Genomic DNA, 3,905 nt, shown 5'->3' on the forward strand with positions numbered 1-3,905 from the left:
GGGCGCGCGGGCCGCGTCGTCGCGCGCGGCGAGGCGCGCGGCGTGCAGGCCGGCGCGCGCAGCGTGCGGCTGCGGTTGACGCGCTCGCTCGCGCCGGGCCGCTACCGCGTCCGCCTCAGCGCGCAGGCGGGCGGCCGCGTCGTCGCGCGCTCGCTGCGCGTGCGCGTCCGCTGACCTCCAACGAAAGGGAATCTCATGCTCAAGCAGCTCGCCGTCCTCGCGGGCGGAACGGTCGCGGTCTCGGTCGCGGCCGGCGCCGTCGCCGCGCCGGCCGCGCCGGCCCGGACCGTCCTCTCCAGCGGCCACGTCGACGCCGTCGCCGCGCGGATCGCCGGCGGCCGCCTGGTCGCGACGCTGAAGGACTCGACCGCCGGCCGCACCGTCTGGCGCGACCCGGCGTCGGTGACGATCCGCGTCGTGCCGCAGGCGCGCACGACGATCCCCGGCGGCAGCGTGCTCGGCCGCCGCGGCGGCCCCGCGTGGCTGATCCCGCAGGTGCAGCGCAGCGGGATCGTCTGGGCCGGCTGGAGCACCGAGGAGATCTCCGGCCGCCAGCTGCGCGGGCCGATCCGCTGGACGGTCCGCGGCGTCAGCGGCCCGGGGCGGCTGGTCGTCTTCCAGACCGGCACGTTCGGGGCGGCCGACGTGCTGTTCGACAGCGGCCGCCGCATGCCGCAGGCGCGCGCGATCGCGCTCGGCACGCACGCGCACGGCAACTGGGCCTTCACCGCCCGCGGCAGCTACCGGCTCGCGTACACGCTCTCCGGCCGCTCGCCGTCCGGCGGGACGCTCAGCGACAGCTCGACGCTGACCTTCTCCGTCGGCTAGGTGGGAGCGTTCTCATCAACTAGGAGATGAGACTCGATCTCATTTAGCTTGGTCGGCGTCATCACATCGGACCACCACGGAGGGACACGCATGGGGAAGAAGCACAGCGTGCTGGCGCTCGCGGCAGCGGCGACGCTCGGCCTCGCCGGCAGCGCGCACGCGGCGACGATCACGGGCGACCACTGGGACGTCGGGCTGGAGTACGACTGCGACGCGGAGGCGTTCGGCGACGCGGGCCTGCACGTCCACAACCACGAGACCGCGACCGAGGCGCCGCTCGCGAGCTCGGTCTTCCAGGTCAGCGGCACCAGCAACTCGATCTGGGAGCAGTCGGTCTTCGGCGCGGCGGCGCTGCCGCTGAAGACGATCGGCGACGGCGGCAGCTATCGCGTCGGCTTCGCGGTCGAGGCGGAGGGCGACTGCGAGGCGCCGGCCGTGACCTTCACGGCCGGCAGAGCGACGGTCCCCAGCGGCGCGCGCGTCGCCGGCTACCGCCGCGTCGAGAGCGACGGCACCGTCACGACCAGAACCCGCATCGACAGCGCGACCGGCGCGAACAGAAACCTCGGGCTGCTCGTCAGCGGCCACGAGGACCTGCGCTGGGGCTTCAGCGCGACCGGCACCTACAGACTGCCGCTGACCGCGTCGGCGACCGTCGGCGGGATCCCGACGACGTTCACCGGCACGCTGACGTTCAGCGTCGTCTGAGCCTCGATGCACCGCACCGCGACGACCGCGGCGCTGGTGCTGCTGGCGCTCGCGCTCCCCGCCGGGAGCGCGAGCGCGCAGCGCGCCGTCGCCGACGAGACCGCCTGGCTCGCCCCGCGCCTCGACGCCGACGGCGAGCTGGAGCTGGGCCTGATCCACGGCCGCCACGACGGCTCCGGCGAGCAGTGGACCGCGCTCGCCGACGTCGTCCTCGACGCGCGCGCCGGCGCGCAGACGACCGTTCCCGCGTGGGCCGAGGGCCTCGGCCTGACGCTCTTGGGCGCGACCGGCACCACCTTTTGGCAGACCGCCGACAACACGCTGCCCGACGACGGCGCGACGCGCGGCACGGTCCGCTTCGGCTGGACGCGCGAGCTGCTCGTCGGCCAGCTCTCCAGCGCCGCCGCCGTCGGCACGATCCGCTCCGTCACGCCGCCGCCCGGCGGCCGCGTCGCCGTCTACGGGATCGGCCGCCCCGCGCCCGCCGAGGACCCGACCGCGGTCGCGCTCAACCTCGACAGCGACGGGCTCGCCGCGCCCGCCGCCTACCGCTTCTGGAGCGCGAACAGCGGCAGCAGAAGCAGAACCCGCCTCGCACAGACGTGGGGCTTCACGCAACCCGGCTACCACTGCGTCGACCTCGAGGTGCGCGCGACGCTGACCAACGGCCGCCAGGTCTACGACCGCCAGCCGCTGGCGCTGGCGGTCGGCGGCGGCGCCTTCGACCCGCAGCTCGCGCCGGCCTGCCCGGACCCCGGCGGCGAGGTCTCGCTGCAGCTCTCCAGCTCGGCCAGAGCGGGCATCGCGCAGGCCGGCGACGAGATCGCCTTCACCGCCGCGATCGGCCCGGCCGTGCCCGGCACCGTCCAGTTCTACGACGACGACGGCAGCGGCGCCGGCGAGCAGCCGCTCGGCGCGCCGGTCGCGGTCGCCGACGGCGCCGCGACGCTGACGACGAGCGCGCTGTCGCGCGGCGTCCACACGCTCCGCGCCGTCTTCACGCCGGCCGACAGCGCCAGCCACGGCTCCGCCTCCGCGACGCTGCGCCGCGTGCGCGTCCACGCGCCGGGCGCCTACGTGCTGGAGACGGCCGGCGGCGAACGCGTCCACGCCGACCTCGCGGTCCGCTCGCGCGCCGGCGACGGGCTCGAGCTGGGCGTCAAGGTCGACGGCGCCGGCGCCCGCTGGCAGCCGCTGGGGGAGACGATCGTCGTCGTGCCGGAGCGGGCGCGCGCGACCGTGCCGCCCGGCTTCGAGCTGCTCGGCGCGCCCGGCAGCGACGCCTGGACGATCCCGCTGTCGCAGCTCGACGGCGTGCCGTGGCTCGGCGTCAGCTCCGAGTCGCTCGACGCCGACCGCTACCAGCGCTACACCGCGCTGCGGCTCGACGCGGTCGCCGGGATCGACGGCGGCGCCGCGCCCGGCGAGGTCGTGCTGTGGGGTGCCGGGGACGGCAGCAAGCCGTTCTTCAGCAGCCGCGCCGGTCTGCCCGACGCCGTCCGCATGCTCGCCGGCGCCAACCACTGGCACGCGAGCTGGAGCTTCACCGCGCCGGGCGTCTACTGCCTCGCCTTCGGCGCCGCCAACCGCACGCTCGCGGGCGCGCCGGTCGGCGACGCGCAACTGCTGACGGTCGTCGTCGGCGACGCGATCGACCCCTACCGGATCGACACCTGCGCGCAGGCCGCGGTCGCGCCGGGCGCGGCGCCGTGGGAACCGCTCGTGGCCCCGCACGGCGGGCCGGTCGCGGTCGCCGACTCCGAAAGCGGCGTCGCGAAGCACTTCCACGACCTCGTGCCGCGGCTCGACGGCGAGCGGCTGGAGCTGCTGCTGCACGACGGCAGCACGAGCGGGCCGGGCACGCTGCGCAGCCTCGACGACGCCGTCCTGCGGATCGGCCCCTCGACGCGCACGACGCGCGCCGACGGCACGGTCGCGTGGGAGCTGGACGAGGACGTGCCGAGAAACGGCTACGTGCTCGGCTGGGACACGACGAAGACGAGCGGCCTCGACGGCGACCTCGCCTGGACGCTGGAGTCGGTCGCCGGGCCGGGGACGTTCTCGCTGGCGGACGAGTGGGGCGCGCGCCACGGCGGCGCGCCGCTGCTGGCGCGCGCGGGCGACGGCGTCGCGCTGTGGCCGGGGCGGCGCGACAGAGGCACGTGGAGCTTCGGCGCGCCGGGCGTCTACTGCGTCACGTTCGGGCTGAGCGGCACGCGCGCGGGCGGCGCGCCGGTCGCGACGCGGCAGGTCGTCACCTTCCTCGTCGGCGACGGCGATCCGGCCGCGGTCGTGCCGTGCGGCCGCGGCGGACAGGCGACCGCGCCGCCCGCGCAGGAGCCGCCGCCGCTGACGCCGCCAGGGGAGGC

General features: G+C 76.6%; 3 protein-coding genes. All 3 read left to right on the forward strand.

Translation table 11 applies throughout. The annotated features are described in order from the left end of the window. The first annotated feature begins 195 nt into the window (after positions 1-195). A complete protein-coding gene (locus Q7L73_RS28450) occupies positions 196-828 on the forward strand; it encodes a choice-of-anchor M domain-containing protein (protein ID WP_304691524.1) in 633 nt (210 codons plus the stop codon). Positions 829-918: 90 nt separating this feature from the next. Beyond that, positions 919-1,536, forward strand: a complete 618-nt coding sequence (locus Q7L73_RS28455) for a hypothetical protein (protein ID WP_304691525.1) — start codon at positions 919-921, stop codon at positions 1,534-1,536. A 6-nt stretch (positions 1,537-1,542) separates the two neighbouring features. After that, on the forward strand, positions 1,543-3,905 hold a 2,363-nt coding region (locus Q7L73_RS28460; RefSeq protein ID WP_304715787.1), incomplete at its 3' end, for a choice-of-anchor M domain-containing protein.

It is taken from the genome of Conexibacter sp. CPCC 205762 (genome assembly GCF_030646155.1).
GTDB lineage: Bacteria > Actinomycetota > Thermoleophilia > Solirubrobacterales > Solirubrobacteraceae > Conexibacter.

Excerpts from the sequence above, each read along its gene's own strand:
- Q7L73_RS28450 (WP_304691524.1), top strand. The coding sequence starts at position 196 with ATGCTCAAGCAGCTCGCCGTCCTCGCGGGCGGAACGGTCGCGGTCTCG.
- Q7L73_RS28455 (WP_304691525.1), top strand. The coding sequence starts at position 919 with ATGGGGAAGAAGCACAGCGTGCTGGCGCTCGCGGCAGCGGCGACGCTC.